The sequence below is a fragment of the Acidovorax sp. A1169 genome, assembly GCF_030704685.1.
Lineage (GTDB): Bacteria > Pseudomonadota > Gammaproteobacteria > Burkholderiales > Burkholderiaceae_C > Acidovorax.
In genome coordinates this window covers 1-11,894 of the sequence record NZ_JAUZDX010000012.1, presented here as the reverse complement: position 1 = coordinate 11,894, position 11,894 = coordinate 1, and the positions used below count along the sequence as shown (strand labels likewise).

The 11,894-nt window shown below is 69.7% G+C and carries 12 protein-coding genes; 8 read left to right on the top strand and 4 right to left on the bottom strand.

From position 1 onward, the window contains the following. Positions 1–21 precede the first annotated feature (21 nt). The gene (locus QYL93_RS19060) at positions 22–243 is read right to left on the bottom strand and encodes a hypothetical protein (protein ID WP_305745124.1); all 222 of its coding nucleotides are present in this window, start codon (positions 241–243) and stop codon (positions 22–24) included. A 102-nt stretch (positions 244–345) separates the two neighbouring features. Here QYL93_RS19060 and QYL93_RS19055 point away from each other — a divergent pair, with 102 nt between their 5' ends. The 7 genes from QYL93_RS19055 to QYL93_RS19025 all read left to right on the top strand — a co-directional run bounded on the left by QYL93_RS19055 (position 346) and on the right by QYL93_RS19025 (position 7,130). Then, entirely contained in the window at positions 346–1,002 is a 657-nt protein-coding gene (locus QYL93_RS19055; protein WP_305745123.1) for a response regulator transcription factor, read from the top strand. Continuing rightward, positions 999–2,432, top strand: coding sequence for a HAMP domain-containing sensor histidine kinase (locus QYL93_RS19050; protein ID WP_305745122.1), 1,434 nt, complete (start codon positions 999–1,001; stop codon positions 2,430–2,432). The genes QYL93_RS19055 and QYL93_RS19050 overlap by 4 nt, the downstream gene beginning before the upstream one ends. An 11-nt stretch (positions 2,433–2,443) precedes the next feature. Further along, positions 2,444–2,776 (top strand): YkgJ family cysteine cluster protein, encoded by a 333-nt coding sequence (locus tag QYL93_RS19045; RefSeq protein ID WP_305745121.1) that lies wholly within the window; start codon positions 2,444–2,446, stop codon positions 2,774–2,776. Between the two features lie 110 nt (positions 2,777–2,886). Further along, positions 2,887–3,543, top strand: coding sequence for an arylformamidase (gene kynB, locus QYL93_RS19040; protein ID WP_305745120.1), 657 nt, complete (start codon positions 2,887–2,889; stop codon positions 3,541–3,543). A gap of 25 nt (positions 3,544–3,568) precedes the next feature. Then, the gene (kynU, locus tag QYL93_RS19035; protein WP_305745119.1) at positions 3,569–4,876 is read left to right on the top strand and encodes a kynureninase; all 1,308 of its coding nucleotides are present in this window, start codon (positions 3,569–3,571) and stop codon (positions 4,874–4,876) included. A gap of 3 nt (positions 4,877–4,879) precedes the next feature. Continuing rightward, positions 4,880–5,770, top strand: coding sequence for a tryptophan 2,3-dioxygenase (gene kynA, locus QYL93_RS19030; RefSeq protein ID WP_305745118.1), 891 nt, complete (start codon positions 4,880–4,882; stop codon positions 5,768–5,770). A 103-nt stretch (positions 5,771–5,873) separates the two neighbouring features. After that, positions 5,874–7,130 (top strand): nitrate/nitrite transporter, encoded by a 1,257-nt coding sequence (locus QYL93_RS19025; RefSeq protein ID WP_370877003.1) that lies wholly within the window; start codon positions 5,874–5,876, stop codon positions 7,128–7,130. Here the strand turns inward: QYL93_RS19025 and QYL93_RS19020 are convergent. Continuing rightward, entirely contained in the window at positions 7,102–7,560 is a 459-nt protein-coding gene (locus QYL93_RS19020; RefSeq protein ID WP_305745117.1) for a hypothetical protein, read from the bottom strand. The two genes, QYL93_RS19025 and QYL93_RS19020, sit on opposite strands and share 29 nt — an antisense overlap. A gap of 86 nt (positions 7,561–7,646) precedes the next feature. Between QYL93_RS19020 and QYL93_RS19015 the strand changes: the two genes are divergently transcribed. Continuing rightward, positions 7,647–8,000: a MerR family DNA-binding protein gene (locus QYL93_RS19015; protein WP_305745116.1), complete on the top strand. Its 354-nt coding sequence runs from the start codon at positions 7,647–7,649 to the stop codon at positions 7,998–8,000. On the opposite strand, the gene QYL93_RS19010 is transcribed toward QYL93_RS19015, so the two are convergent. Together QYL93_RS19010 and QYL93_RS19005 are read right to left on the bottom strand one after the other, a co-directional pair. Continuing rightward, on the bottom strand, positions 7,997–9,235 hold the full coding sequence (locus tag QYL93_RS19010; protein WP_305745115.1) for an FAD-dependent monooxygenase: 1,239 nt from the start codon (positions 9,233–9,235) through the stop codon (positions 7,997–7,999). The genes QYL93_RS19015 and QYL93_RS19010 overlap by 4 nt on opposite strands. Positions 9,236–9,272: 37 nt before the next feature. Continuing rightward, the gene (locus tag QYL93_RS19005; RefSeq protein ID WP_305745114.1) at positions 9,273–11,837 is read right to left on the bottom strand and encodes an EAL domain-containing protein; all 2,565 of its coding nucleotides are present in this window, start codon (positions 11,835–11,837) and stop codon (positions 9,273–9,275) included. Positions 11,838–11,894: the final 57 nt, after the last annotated feature.

The following is an 11,894-nucleotide window of genomic DNA, read 5'->3' as shown; positions in this document are numbered from 1 at the left end:
CCGATTGTGCTGGGCCTTTGCTTAAGCCCAGCCAAAGGCGCTGCTCGGCGGCACCGCACCAGCGCCTGGGCCATGCTCGCGGACCGGCGGCGGCAGCCAGGGGGCGGTGCGGCCCTGCCGGGTCCAGTGGTCCGTGGACGAGCAGGCCAGCGGGGCAAGGGCCGGCCCTGCAGGGGCGCCGCCCAGAGGGGCACACGCCAGCCAGGACAGTGCCAGCAGCGCATGGAAGTGGGTACGTGCCATGCAGTGGATTCTGTCCAGCCCATGCTGTGGCAATGCCAAAGCCCAAAGCCCACTGCCCTCGCCTTTGGCCGGCCTTAAGCCCGCAGGCGCCACAATCGCGCGATGCACATCCTGCTGATCGAGGACGATTTGGACCTGGGCCGCGCCCTGCAGTCTGCCCTGAAGGTGGAGGGGCTGAGCAGCGAGTGGCTGCGCCGCGCGGTGGACGCCCCCGCCACGGTGGACGCCACCACCATCGACTGCGTGCTGCTGGACCTGACCCTGCCCGACGGCAGCGGCTTCGATCTGCTGGCGCGCTGGCGCGGCCAGGGCGAGCAGGTGCCCATCATCGTCATCACCGCGCGCTCGGCGGTGGAGGACAGGCTGGCCGGGCTTGATGGTGGGGCTGACGACTTCGTGGTCAAGCCCTTCGCCACGGCCGAGCTGATGTCGCGCATCCGCGCCGTGCTGCGGCGCAGCGCGCGCCAGGCCAGCGACTGCTGGACGCTCGGTGACCTGGTGATCGAGCCCCGGCGCCACACCGTGCAGCGCGGTGGCGCGCCGCTGGACCTGTCACCGCGCGAGTTCCAGTTGCTGCTGGAGCTGGCGCGCGAGCCCGGCGCAGTGGTACCCAAGGGCGTGCTCGCGCAGCGGCTCGACCCGCTCGGTGACCCCGTGGACTTTGGCGCCATCGAGGTGCATGTGTCCAACCTGCGCCGCAAGATCGGCGCGGAGCTGATACGCACCGTGCGCGGCGTGGGCTACCTGCTGCAGCCATGAGCAGCGCAGGGCAACACCACCCCCACCGGCTGCGCGCGCTGTGGCAGCGGCTGGCAGAGCCCACGCTGGTGCGCCGCAGCGTGGCCTCCGTCATGGCGGCCTTCGTGCTGGTGTGGGCCGTGCTGCTGGGCTACAACTACCTGAAGTACAAGCAGGCCATCACCTACGACCCGGGCATGCTCAAGTACGGCGACGCCGTGCTGGAGTCGCTGGCCGACCTGCCGGATGCGTCACACGCGGCCGCCGCCCTGGCCTCGACCGACCACTGGACCAATGTGCGCCGCCGCCAGACCGGCCTGCTGCCCGGCGCCCTGGTGCACGAGTTGCGCGACGGCACCTCCGGCCAACTGGTCTATGCCGCCAGCGGGCTGCAGGGCATGGACCTGCCGCCGCCCGTCCCCATCGCTGGCTCGTCCCTCACGGACGCCACCGTGCAGGGCCAGCCTTACCGTATCTATACCGGCCATGGTGCGCGCTGGGCCTTGCGCATCCTGGAGCCCAAGCGTGCCGATGCGGACTACCTGCACTACAACGGCCGCACCCTCGTGCCCTACCTGCTGCTGGCAGCCCCCTTCGTCCTGCTGCCCGTCTGGCTGTCCGTGCGCAATGGCCTGCGGCCGCTGCAGCAGTTGGCCCAGCGCATTGCCCTGCGCGGCAGCGACGAGCTGCAGCCCGTGGGCTTTGATGCCCGGCACCGCGAGCTCAAGCCGCTGGAGCAGTCGCTCGACGCCCTGCTCGCCCGCCTGCGCCAGAAGGTGGAGCGCGAGCGCGCCTTCGTGCAGGACGCCGCCCACGAGATACGCACACCGCTGGCGGTGATCACCGCGCAAGCCCATGTGATGGCGCGATCAGAGAGCGCAGCCGAGCGCACCGAAGCCCAGGCGCACCTGGAGCAAGCCATCGCCCGCACCTCGCACCTGGCGCAGCAGCTGCTGGACCTGGCCGCGCTCGACGACGCCCAGCGCCCGGCCCCGCGCGACATGGACGTGGCGCAGTGGCTGCGCGCTGCGCTGGCGCAGGCGGCGCCCGGTGCCATGGCGCAGCGCATCGAGCTGTCGCTGGACGCACCCGACAGCCTGCCGGCGCGGCTCGACGCAACGGCACTGGAATCGGTGGCGCACAACCTCATCGACAACGCTGTGCGCTACGCCCAGGCCGGTGGCTCGGTGGCCGTGGGCCTGCGCAGCGAATCCGGCATGCTGCACCTGTCGGTGCAGGACGATGGCCCCGGCATTGCGCTGGCCGAGCGCGGCAAGGTGTTCGAGCGCTTCTACCGTGGCACAGGGCATGCCGCCAATGGCTCGGGCCTGGGGCTGGCCATCGTGCGGCAGGCGGCGCGGCGCATGGGTGGGCAGGTGCAGATCGGCGACGGGCTGAACGGTCAGGGCGTGGGATTTTTCGTTAGCATTCCACTCCCGAGCCCTGCCTGAGTGCCCTTTTTATGCCCGACTCCGTCCACCCCTGCCTGACGTGCGGCGCCTGCTGCGCCAGCTTTCGCGTGGACTTTGCGGTGGAGGAGACGCAGGCCATGGGCGGCACGGTGCCCAACGGGCTGGCGGTCGAGGTCACCGGCAGCACCTGCCGCATGCGCGGCACCGACCATGTGCCCGCGCGCTGTGCCGCCCTGACCGGCAAGGTGGGCGACAAGGCGGCCTGCGGCATCTACGAGTGGCGGCCCTCGCCCTGCCGCGAGTTCGAGGCCGGCGACCATGCGTGCAACCGCGCACGCATGCGCCACGGCATGCAGCCGCTGCAGGATGGCATCATTTTCTGAAGGCCGCGCCAGGGCAGCACAGGCCAGGTAGTTGAGGCTTCAACAAAAATCCCCCTGCTGTTGGAATTAACCGACACCACGGGTTTTGCGGGACATGCAAACTTTGTCCCATGCAAGCCAGCCACACCCCCACCGCCCGCCAGCTCTGGGACATCTCGCCACCCGTGCATGCGGGCAGCCCGGTGTTTCCCGGCGACACGGCCTATTCGCAGCAGTGGTGCGCCACCATCGGGCCGGGCTGCCCGGTGAACGTGAGCGCCATCACCCTGTCGCCCCACGTGGGGGCACACGCCGATGCGCCGCTGCACTACGACGCCGATGGCGCCACCATCGGTGACGTGTCGCTCGAGCCCTTTCTCGGCCCCTGCCGCGTGATCCACGCCATCGCGCGCGGCCCGCTGATCGAGTGGGCGCACATCGCCCACGCGGTCGATGCCACCCTGCCCCAGCGCGTGCTGGTGCGCACCTACGAACACATGCCGGTGGACCGCTGGGACGGCGCCCTGGCCGCCTATGCCCCCGCCACCATCGCGCGCCTGGCCGACCTGGGGGTGCTGCTGGTGGGCATCGACACCGCCAGCATCGACCCGGCCGACAGCAAGACGCTGGACAGCCACCAGGTCATCCGCCAGCGCGGCCTGCGCGTGCTCGAAAACCTGGTGCTCGACGAGGTGCCCGAAGGCGACTACGAGCTGATCGCCCTGCCGCTCAAGCTCACCACAGCCGATGCCTCCCCGGTACGCGCCGTCCTTCGCGCACTGACCTGATTCCGAGAACCACCCTGCCACTCCCATGACCACCTTGCAAGACTGCCGCGCGCTCGACGCGCAAGACCCCCTGGCCCCGCTGCGCGGGCACTTCAGCCTGCCCGAGGGCGTGATCTACCTGGACGGCAATTCCCTGGGCGTGCTGCCCAAGGCCGCCGCGGCCCGCGTGGCCGACGTGGTCTCGCGCGAATGGGGCACCGACCTCATCCGCTCGTGGAACACCGCCAGCTGGTTCGACCTGCCCCAGCGCCTGGGCAACCAGCTCGCGCCCTTCATCGGTGCCGGCAAAGACGAGGTGGTATGCACCGACAGCACCTCCATCAACCTGTACAAGGTGCTGAGCGCCGCGCTCAACATCGCCCGCGAGGACAGCCCCGCGCGCAAGCGCGTGGTCAGCGAGCGCAGCAACTTTCCGACCGACCTGTACATCGCCGAAGGCCTGTGCAGGGAGCGCGGGCTGGAGCTGGTGCTGGTGGAGCCCGAGGAGATCGCCGCCGCGCTGACCGCCGACGTGGCCGTGCTGATGCTCACGCACGTGAACTACCGCACCGGCGCCATGCACGACATGGCGGCCACCACGGCGGCAGCGCATGCGGCCGGCATCCTCACCGTGTGGGACCTGGCGCACAGCGCGGGTGCCGTGCCGGTGGACCTGAACGGTGCGGGCGCCGATTTCTCCATCGGCTGCGGCTACAAGTACCTCAACGGCGGCCCCGGCGCGCCGGCCTTCGCGTGGGTGCACCCGCGCCACGCCAACCGCTTCTGGCAGCCGCTGTCGGGCTGGTGGGGCCATGCCGCGCCGTTCCAGTTCACCCCCGACTACCAACCGGCCCCCGGCATCACGCGCTACCTGTGCGGCACGCAGCCCATCATCAGCCTGTCGGCCCTGCAGTGCGGGCTGGACGTGTTCGACGCAGCCCAGCCCCTGGGCGGCATGGCCGCGCTGCGCGCCAAGTCGCTGGCGCTCACCGACCTGTTCATCACCCTGGTGCAAGAGCGCTGCGCCGGCCACGGCCTGGGCCTGGCGACCCCGCGCGAGCACGCGCAGCGCGGCTCGCAGGTGTGCCTGACGCGCGACGAGGGCCAGGGCCTCAATGGCCAGGGCAGCGGCGCCTACGCCATCGTGCAGGCGCTGATCGCGCGCGGTGTGATCGGCGACTTCCGCAAGGGCGACGGCGGCCAGGGCCCGCACAAGGACATCCTGCGCTTTGGCTTCACTCCCCTGTACATCGGCTACGAGGACGTGTGGAATGCCGTGGAGCACCTGCGCCAGGTGCTCCACGCGGCCGAGTGGCAACGCCCCGAGTTCAACCAGATCCACGCGGTGACCTGAGCCATGTGCCCCTTCTCCAACACCACTTCGGAGCCCGGTGAGGCAGCGCCCGCCACAGGCAAGCCCGAATCCATCGTGCACGAAGAACGCGCCCAGCTCGACTTCAGCAAGAGCATGAGCTATGGCGACTACCTGCAGCTCGATGCCATCCTGACGGCGCAAAAGCCCCTGTCGCCCGCGCACGACGAGATGCTGTTCATCGTGCAGCACCAGACCAGCGAGCTGTGGATGAAGCTCATGCTGCACGAGCTGCGCGCCGCCATCGGCCACATCGCCCGGGATGAACTGCAGATGGCCTTCAAGATGCTGGCCCGCGTCTCCAAGATCATGGAGCAGCTGGTGCACGCCTGGGACGTTCTTGCCACCATGACGCCGCCCGAGTACAGCGCCATGCGGCCCTACCTGGGCCAGTCCAGTGGCTTCCAGAGCTACCAGTACCGCAGCATCGAGTTCTCGCTGGGCAACAAGAACCGCGCCATGCTCAAGCCGCACGAGCACCGCGCCGACCTGCTGGCCCAGGTGCAGGCCGCCTACGAGGCTCCATCGCTGTATGACGAAGCCCTGCGCCTGCTGGCACGCCGCGGCATTGCCGTGCCGGCCAGCCATACCCAGCGCGACTGGACCCTGCCTTACGCCGAGAGCGATGGCGTGGAGCAGGCCTGGCTCACCGTGTACCGCGCGCCCGAGAAGCACTGGGACCTGTACCAGTTGGGCGAGGAACTCACCGACCTCGAAGATGCCTTTCGCCTGTGGCGCTTTCGCCATGTGACCACGGTGGAGCGCGTGATCGGCTTCAAGCGCGGCACCGGTGGCACGGGCGGCGTGAGCTACCTGCGCAAGATGCTCGACGTGGTGCTCTTCCCCGAGATCTGGAAGCTGCGCACGGACCTCTGACCCCGGAAGGCGACCCCCTCCGCATGGGGGACAGCCAATCACTGGCGCACCGTGTACCCTCGGCAGGGGCGACGCACTGTGCGCGCCCTCCCGGAGACCCCCCTTGCCGCCCCAGACCGCAGAGTCCGCCCACACGTCCCCACCACCACCCTTGCTCGCACCCCGTGTCGCCTGGGTCATGCTGCTGGCCCTGGTCTCGGGCTTTGCGCTGAGCCAGGCCTTTCGCACCATCACCGCCATCATTGCCACCGGGCTGCGTGCGGAATTCGGGCTCTCGGCGCAGGCACTGGGGGCGTTTGCGGGGGCCTTTGCGTTTGCGTTCGGCAGCATGCAGTTGTTCATGGGGGTGGGCATCGACCTGTATGGCGTGAGGCGCACACTGCTCACGGCTTTTCCGCTGACGATTGCGGGCTCGCTGCTGTCGGCATTGGCCCCGGGCTATGGCGCCGTGCTGCTCGGGCAGGTGCTGATCGGCGTGGGTTGCGCACCCGCTTTCCTGGTGTGCACCGTCTTCATCGCACGCTACTTTCCCGCGGCCCGCTTCGCCATGGTGTCGGGCGTGGCCATGGGCGTGGGCGGCCTGGGCATGCTCTTCACGGGCACGCCGCTGGCCTGGCTGGTACAGCACTCGTCGTGGCGCACGGGCTTTGGCGTGCTCGCGGGCCTGGCCGTGCTTGCCTGGCTGCTAATCTGGTGGAAGGTGCATGAGCCGGCAAAGCAGCAGCACCTGGACGGCGCACCACGCGAGTCCGTAGGCTCCGCCGTGCGCGGCTTTGGCGCGCTGTTCCTGCTGCCGCACACCGTGGGCATCATGCTGCTGGCGCTGACCACCTACGCATCCTTCCTGACCCTGCGCGGGCTGTGGCTGGGGCCGTTGCTGATCGAGCGGCATGGCTATTCGCTGGTGGCCAGCGGCAACGTGGCCGTCATTGCGTCTCTGGTGTCCCTCTTCAGCCCTGCCTTCTTCGGGCGGCTGGACCCAGGGCCGGCACACCGCAGGCGCTGGATCATGGGCTTTACCGTGGTGCTGTCCGGATTGTTCCTGGCCATCGGCCTGCTGCACCAGGAATGGCTGGACGTGGGCGGCCCCATCGCGGTGGGCCTGCTCTCGGGCTACATGGTGCTGCAGTATGCGGACGTTCGCTCTGCCTACCCGACGGCCATGACCGGGCGCGCCATGGCGGTGTTCACCATGGCGCTGTTCCTGGGCGTGGCAATGATGCAGTGGCTCACGGGGCTGGCGGCCTCGCTGGCCTCTGCGCATGGCGTCGATCCGTACGTGGCCGTGATGCTGACCATCTCGGCGCTGCTGGCGGCCGGGGTGCTGTCGTTCAGGCTGCTGCCGGCGCCCGCGCATTGATCTGCGGCGGGCACACGGCCCCCTGCCCCGCCACGCGCCACCACTGCAGCACGCCGAACAGCAACTCGAACGCAGTGAATCCGAGAACGATGGCGTTGGCGCCATGGGCTACCGCATAGATTTGCCAGGCGGCAAACAGCAAGCGCGCAAGCCCATCGAGCCGGCCCAGCAGCATGCCGGGTGCCGCAATGCGCGCGATGGACCAGACCACCACCACCGAGCCGAGCAGATTGGCCAGCAGCATGTGCGTGCCATCGAGCGGGTGCAGGGTACCGGGCAGGCCCAGTGTGGTGGACACCGAAGTCAGCAGGCCATAGAGCCAGGCAAAGGTCCACGGCAGCGCGAAGGGCCAGGTGACGAACAGGTCGTACCAGCCGCCGGCGCGCACGATGGTCAGGTAGCGCGGCGAGGAAAAGGCAGGGATGTGCATGGTGCAAAACGATCTAAGTGAAGAAGGCTCCTAGCTTCCACCTTGAAGTACGCTTCAGGGTCAAGCACTTTTTGAAAGACGCGCCCATGCTGATCGGAGAACTCGCCACCGCCGCCGGACTGAGCCGCGAGGCCTTGCGCTTCTATGAGCAACAGGGCTTGATCCGCGCACGCCGCCTGCCCAATGGCTACCGCGACTACCCCGATGAGGTGCTGATGCTGGTGCAGTACATCCGCACCGCGCAGCAACTGGGCTTCACACTGGCCGAAATCGGCGACCGCCTGCCCGCGATCTGGGATGCACCCGACCCAACGCATGCCATTACGGAGGTGCTGTCGGCCAAGTTGCTGGAGATCGACACCCGCATCGCCGCGCTGCAGGCTCTGCGCCAGACCCTGGCCGAGCGGGTGCTTGCGGACTGCCCGCTGGTGGTTTCTTAAAGCGAGCTGGCCACGGAGCCGTCGCCCCGGTAGAGCCAGGGCAGGTCCAGCACGCGCGCGCCCAGCAGGCGCAGCGAGGCATCGCGCCCCCAGCGCACGGGGCCCATGGCGTGGAAGATGCGGCCATTGCGCGTGGCGCGGGCCTGCACGCGGGCGTTGCGCTGCCAGCGGTTCAGGGCATAGCGCGTCAGGCGCAGCGGCACCTCCAGGTCGTGCATCGACAGGGCCCGCTGCAGTTCGGCCGCGTCCTCGATGGCCATGCCTGCGCCCTGGGCCAGGTAGGGCACCATGGGGTGGGCGGCGTCACCCAGCAGCGCCACCAGGCCCTGCGCCATATCGCCGGGGCCGCGCACTGGCGGGCGGTCGCACAGCGGCCACAGGCGCCACCCGCCGCCGGCTGCGGCCACGCCATACACCGCATGCTGAAGTGCCGGGCAGGCGCCCTGCAGGGCCTGCTCCAGGTCGGCGGCATTGGCGGCATGGTCCCAGCCCTGCATGTCCTCGGGCGCCCGGCCTTCGATGATGACCACCAGGTTCTGCAGCTCGCCGCGCCGCACGGGGTACTGCACCACATGCAGGCGCGGGCCCAGCCAGGCGGTGATCTGCTGGGTGCGCAGGGCATTGGGCAGGGCGTCCTGCGGGACCAGGGCGCGGTAGGCCAGGTGGCCCGTGGCGCGCGGCGGCACATCGCCCAGCAGCTGCAGGCGCGTGCCGCTCCACAGGCCGTCAGCCCCGACCAGCGCATCGCCCTCCACCTCCTTGCCCCGGCTGGTGTGCACGGTGATGGCGGTCTCGGCACCCGGAATGGCGTTCACGGCCGCGCTGCCGTCGGTAAAACCTTCGATGGCGTGCGCCAGGTTCAGCTGGGTGTCGGTGTACTTGGTGACGGCCGCCAGCAGCAGCCCATGCAGGTCGGCACGGTGGATGGTGGCGTAGGCGGCGCCATAGCGCTCGATGGCGGTGGTGCCCAGCGGCAGCTCGGCCAGTGCGCACCCCGAGAGCGCGCTGCGCACCTGCAGCCGGGCCGGGAAAGCCGCCACGGCCTGCAGCGGCTTCTGCAGGCCCCAGGCCTGCAGCCGGCGCACCACGTTGGGCCCCAGTTGCACGCCCGCCCCCACTTCGCTGAAGGCGGCGGCGCGCTCGTACAGCCGCACATCCCATCCGGCACGCGATGCGCCCAGGGCTGCTGCCAGCCCCCCTATGCCACCACCCGCCACCAGCACCTGTTTCTTCATGCGCCGATTGTCGCCCGCTCGGTACGCCCTGCGTTTGTCATTGCGCAGGAAGCAGCGCGCGCTCCAGCATCTCGGCTGGCATGGGGCGAGCGAACAGATAACCCTGGAAGGCCTGGCAGCCATGGCGCTGCAGGAACTCGAACTGGCCCGGCGTCTCCACCCCCTCGGCCACCACGGAGAGGTCCAGGCTGCGCGCCAGGGCCAGGATGGTGCGCACGATGGCGGCATCGTTGGGATCGGTCTGCAGGTCGCGCACGAAGCTCTGGTCGATCTTGAGCTGGTCCAGCGGCAGGCGCTTGAGGTAGGACAGGGACGAGTAGCCGGTGCCGAAGTCGTCCATCGAAAAGCCCACGCCATGGCGGCGCAGCTGCTCCATGCGGGCGATGCTGTCCTCCACGTCGGTGAGCAGCAGGCTTTCGGTCAGCTCGAAGCGCAGGCGCTCGGGGTTGGCACCGCTGGCCTGCAGCACGCCCAGCACCTGGGCCACGAAATCGGGCTGGCGGAACTGCCGCACGCTGACGTTGACCGACAGGAAGAAGGGCCGCGTGAGCGCGCTGTGCGACCACTGCACGAGCTGTGCGCAGGCAGACTCCAGCACCCACTGGCCCAGCGGCAGGATGAGCCCCGTCTGCTCGGCCAGCGCAATGAACTCGCCCGGCAGCACCAGCCCCCGGCGCGGGTGGTTCCAGCGCACCAGGGCCTCGGCACCGAGCAGCTTGCCGGTTCCATCCACCACGGGCTGGCAATACAGCAGCAACTCCTGCTGGTTCAGGCCGCGGCGCAGGTCGGCCTCCAGCGCCGCGCGCGCGCTCACGGCGGCCTGCATGTCCGGATCGAAGAAGCGCTGGGTGTTGCGCCCCGCCGCCTTGGCCTGGTACATGGCCAGGTCGGCGTGTTTGAGCAGCTCATCCGGCGTGCTCGGGCGCTGGCCGAACAGCGCGATGCCGATGCTGGGCGTGCTGTGGTGGCTGACGCCCTCCATGTCGTAGGGCCGGCCGAGCGCGGCCAGTTTCTGCTGCGAAATGGCAGCGGCCTCGCTGCTGGCATGCGCCACGTCGGTGTGCAGGCCGTCGAGCAGCACCACGAACTCATCGCCGCCGAAGCGGGCCACGGTGTCGCTCTCGCGCACGCTCTCCAGCAGGCGCCTGGCCACGCGCACCAACAACTGGTCGCCGGTGTCATGGCCGAGGGTGTCGTTGAGGTCCTTGAAATTGTCGAGATCGATGAACAGCAGCGCACCGTGCGCATGGCTGCGTCCGGCCGCCACGGTGGCGCGCTGCAGGCGGTCCATCAGCAGGCGGCGGTTGGGCAGACCGGTGAGCGCGTCGAAGAAGGCCAGCCGCTCGATCTGCAGCTCCGCCTCCTTGCGCTCGGTGATGTCCCGCCCCACGCCCCGGTAGCCGCGCAGCACGCCCTCTGCGTCGAACACCGGCACGCCACTGACCGAGATCCAGTGCATGCTGCCGTCGGGGCGCTGGCGCTGCAGCTCCAGGTCCCGAAACGGCTGCTGCGCCGCGAGCACCGCGCGGTGGGCGTCCCACTCGACATCGGTCATGTTCAGCGCACCGATCTCCCAGCGGGTGCGGCCCATCACACTCGACAGGGGGATGCCGTTGACGCTGAGGTCACCCGCCAGCTGCACGAAGCGGCCGTCCGCATCGTGCTCCCAGTACCAGTCGGACGACAGGTCGCTCAGGCCGCGAAAGCGCGCCTCGCTCTCGCGCAGCTCGTTCTGCACGCGCACGTAGTCGCTCACATCGGTGAAGGTGCGCACGATGCCGCCGTCGGACAGGCCGGTGGTGCGCACTTCGAACGTGCGCCCGTCGCGCGTGGTACGCCAGTACACCGCGGGCGAGGGCCACACCACGGCGTGGGACACGTATTCGCGCCCCCGGTCGTCGACCAGGGTGAAGCCGGGGCCGAAATCGCCGCGCTCGGACTGCAGCTGCGTCAGCTCGATCAGGGTGGGCCGGGCTGCCATGATCGACTCGGGCAGGTTCAGCAGCTCCAGTACACGCTGGTTGTAGATGGTGATGCGCCCGTCCGGCCCGGTCTTGAAGATGCCCTGGCTCATGCTGGCCAGCGCGATCTGCAGGCCCTGGCGCTGGTCCTGCAGCAGCGTGAGGGCCTCGTGCCAGAGGCGTGCGTCCACAGTGCGCAGGGGCTGGCCCGACGGCGAAGCGGCGCTACGGCCCTGCCGGCCGACCATTGCGGTCAGCCGGTGCACCAGCTCTTCAAGGTGGCGGCCATCGGCAGCGCGCAATGCATAGTCGCCCAGGCCGGCACGAAAGCCGCGGGCAGCCAGAGCCTCCTGGTGCGGGTCCAGGCACAGCAGCACGGGTCGGCCGGCACACAGCTCCAGCAGGCTGGGCAGCTCCTGGATCTGCGGGTCCAGGCACAGCACCAGCGCGTCCCAGGTCTGCGCCGCCAGCAGCAGCGAGGCGGCCTCCGCAGAGGGGCTGTGCACCACATGCCAGCCCGTGCAACGCAGGGCCAGCAACTGCAACGCCGCCTTGGCGTGCAGGGCATCGCCGTCCACCCACAGCACGCTCGCGGCGAGGTTGGCGGGCGCCACGATGGAGTTCATGCGCTCGGAGATCATGGCGCCGCACCAGCCCCGGGAGGCCGCGGCTCGGGCAGGTGCTCGCGCTCGAACAGG

What these genes read in the sequence shown, in the direction of transcription:
- QYL93_RS19060 (WP_305745124.1), bottom strand. Translation starts at nt 243, where the DNA reads ATGGCACGTACCCACTTCCATGCGCTGCTGGCACTGTCCTGGCTGGCG.
- QYL93_RS19055 (WP_305745123.1), top strand. Translation starts at nt 346, where the DNA reads ATGCACATCCTGCTGATCGAGGACGATTTGGACCTGGGCCGCGCCCTG.
- QYL93_RS19050 (WP_305745122.1), top strand. Translation starts at nt 999, where the DNA reads ATGAGCAGCGCAGGGCAACACCACCCCCACCGGCTGCGCGCGCTGTGG.
- QYL93_RS19045 (WP_305745121.1), top strand. Translation starts at nt 2,444, where the DNA reads ATGCCCGACTCCGTCCACCCCTGCCTGACGTGCGGCGCCTGCTGCGCC.
- kynB (WP_305745120.1), top strand. Translation starts at nt 2,887, where the DNA reads ATGCAAGCCAGCCACACCCCCACCGCCCGCCAGCTCTGGGACATCTCG.
- kynU (WP_305745119.1), top strand. Translation starts at nt 3,569, where the DNA reads ATGACCACCTTGCAAGACTGCCGCGCGCTCGACGCGCAAGACCCCCTG.
- kynA (WP_305745118.1), top strand. Translation starts at nt 4,880, where the DNA reads ATGTGCCCCTTCTCCAACACCACTTCGGAGCCCGGTGAGGCAGCGCCC.
- QYL93_RS19020 (WP_305745117.1), bottom strand. Translation starts at nt 7,560, where the DNA reads ATGCACATCCCTGCCTTTTCCTCGCCGCGCTACCTGACCATCGTGCGC.
- QYL93_RS19015 (WP_305745116.1), top strand. Translation starts at nt 7,647, where the DNA reads ATGCTGATCGGAGAACTCGCCACCGCCGCCGGACTGAGCCGCGAGGCC.
- QYL93_RS19010 (WP_305745115.1), bottom strand. Translation starts at nt 9,235, where the DNA reads ATGAAGAAACAGGTGCTGGTGGCGGGTGGTGGCATAGGGGGGCTGGCA.
- QYL93_RS19005 (WP_305745114.1), bottom strand. Translation starts at nt 11,837, where the DNA reads ATGATCTCCGAGCGCATGAACTCCATCGTGGCGCCCGCCAACCTCGCC.